This window comes from Actinoplanes subtropicus, assembly GCF_000721705.1.
GTDB classification, from domain to species: domain Bacteria; phylum Actinomycetota; class Actinomycetes; order Mycobacteriales; family Micromonosporaceae; genus Actinoplanes; species Actinoplanes subtropicus.
The window spans coordinates 1-2,199 of record NZ_JOJL01000106.1 but is presented as its reverse complement, the minus strand read 5'-3'; the positions used below and the strand labels follow the sequence as shown (position 1 = coordinate 2,199).

Here is a 2,199-nt window from a genome sequence, read left to right as displayed (position 1 = left end):
GGGGTGCGTTTTTCGCTGAGTGACCTTCGTGATGCATGTCGATGTCTGCCCGTTGCGGTAGCCGCTGACCGGTTGGTATGGGTTGGTGACCTGTTTCGGTAGGGGGTGGGCGGGTGGATCGTGAGCAGATCTTGCGGTTGCTGGGCGAGCGGGAAGCGGTGGGGCGGGTCGAGGTGGCCCGGTTGGAAGAGGAAGCCGAGCGGCTGACGGTGTTGATCGAGGCGTGTCGGCGGGAGGTTGATCGGCTGGCGGTCGCGCGGGAGGTGTTGTCCGGGCTGGCTGAGGAACTGCCGGGGGCGGTGCGGGTGGGGCATGACCTCAAACCGGAGCCGATCATGTTGGATCAGTTGCTGACGGTCCTGGGTGAGGCCGGCCGGCCGGTGCGGTGCAAGGACGTGCTCGTCGTTCTGGGCGAGGATCCGGCGGTGGCGCGGCGGGTCGAGCGGGTCCGGAACCGGTTGAAGAAGCTGGTGGTGGCGGGCCGGGTGGTCGAGACCGAGCCGGGGCTGTTCACTCTCGCGGCTGAATCGGGGTCCTCGCCGGGGTGAATGGTGCGGAGTGGCGCCGACGTGGTGGTGGGTCTTCCTGGGTGGCCTGGGTCTGTTGAGAACCGCCGACCCGAGGAAGACCCGATGGCACACTATCCCCGTCGAACGCCCGGCACCGACGCTTACGCCGCTTCCCGCGCCCTGTTCGACGCTCTGATCACCCGGGTGAGTGACCCGCAGATGGCCGAGCGGCCGGAACACGTCGTGGAGGACCTTGTCACCGGCGACGGCCGTGAGATGCTCAAGCAGGTCCTGCAGGATCATCTCGACGCCCGGGCCGCCGCCGAGCCGCGGCTGGCCGAGGTGACCGGCTCAGACCTGGTGGTGCGGCGGCGCGCCGAGCCCGGACACACCCGGCTGCTGGCCACCACCGTCGGCCCGGTCGAGGTCACCCGGATCGCCTACCGGGCACCCGCGGTGTCCAATCTGTACCCGGCCGACGCCCGGCTCGCCCTGCCGGACGGCCTCTACTCCTACCCGCTGCGCAAGGCGGTGATCTACCAGAGCGTCACCGGTGCGCTGCGCCAGGCCCATGACGGACTGGAACGGATCAGCGGGCAGCGGATCGGTACCCAGCAGTTGATGCAGATCACCGTCGACGCCGCCCGGGACGTGCGTGACTTCTTCTCCCAGCACCGGGTTCCCGCCCCGGCCACCCATCCCGGTGCGCAACCGGGGCCGCGGGACCTGCTCGTGCTCAGCATCGACGCCACCGGCATCAACATGATTGATTCCGGGCTGCGGGACACCGCACCCGATCGCGATCACGGTCCGCAGCCGCCGTCCGCGCAACTGGCCTGCCGCGAACGCACCGGCCGGACCCGGATGGCCGTGGTCACCGCCGTCTACGACGCCGCCCCCGCGGTCCGTGACCCGGCCGACATCCTGCCCGCCGACGCGAGCGAACGCGCCGCCCGCCGACCTGGCCCGAAAGCCGTCAACCGGGAACTCGACGCGTCGATCATCGACTCCACCGCCCCGATGACGACCCGGCTGTTCGACCGCGCGCAGCAACGCGACCCGCAGCACCTACGCCGCTGGATCGTGCTGGTCGACGGCAACAACCATCAGATCGACCGGATCCACGCCGAAGCCCATACCCACCGGGTCAAGGTCAACGTGATCCTCGATTTCGTGCACGTCCTGCAATACCTTTGGGACGCTGCGGCCGACCTGCACCCCGCCCAGCCCGCACGGGCCGTCTTCGTCGCCCGCACCGCCCGTGACCTGCTCGAACACCACCCGGCCAAGGCCATCGCCGACCTGACCGGCCGCCACGACACCCTCACCCAGGCAGGCCGCAACGCGCCCGGGCTGAAACGCTGCATCGACTACCTCACCGCGAAACAGCCCTACCTCATCTACCGCATCGCACTGACCATGGGCTGGCCCATCGCCACCGGCGTGATCGAGGGATCATGCCGCTACCTGGTCAAAGACCGACTCGCGATCACCGGCGCCCGGTGGAGCCTACCCAGCGCAGAGGCCGTGCTCCTGCTACGAGCCGTGATCATCAACGGCGACCTCGAGGCGTACTGGAAGTTTCACCTCCAGCAGGAATACCAGCGCACCCACACCAGCCGCTACCAGCATCAATACGACCTCGCCGCCTGACCAAGATCGAGAAAGTCACTCAGCGCAAAACGCACCC

The 2,199-nt window shown here is 68.8% G+C and carries 2 protein-coding genes; both read left to right on the top strand.

The features are described from left to right. Positions 1-113 precede the first annotated feature (113 nt). On the top strand, positions 114-548 hold the full coding sequence (locus tag IH26_RS56945; protein ID WP_051810118.1) for a hypothetical protein: 435 nt from the start codon (positions 114-116) through the stop codon (positions 546-548). Positions 549-632: 84 nt separating this feature from the next. Beyond that, positions 633-2,162: an ISKra4 family transposase gene (locus IH26_RS0152265; RefSeq protein ID WP_051810116.1), complete on the top strand. Its 1,530-nt coding sequence runs from the start codon at positions 633-635 to the stop codon at positions 2,160-2,162. The last annotated feature ends 37 nt before the right edge of the window (positions 2,163-2,199 follow it).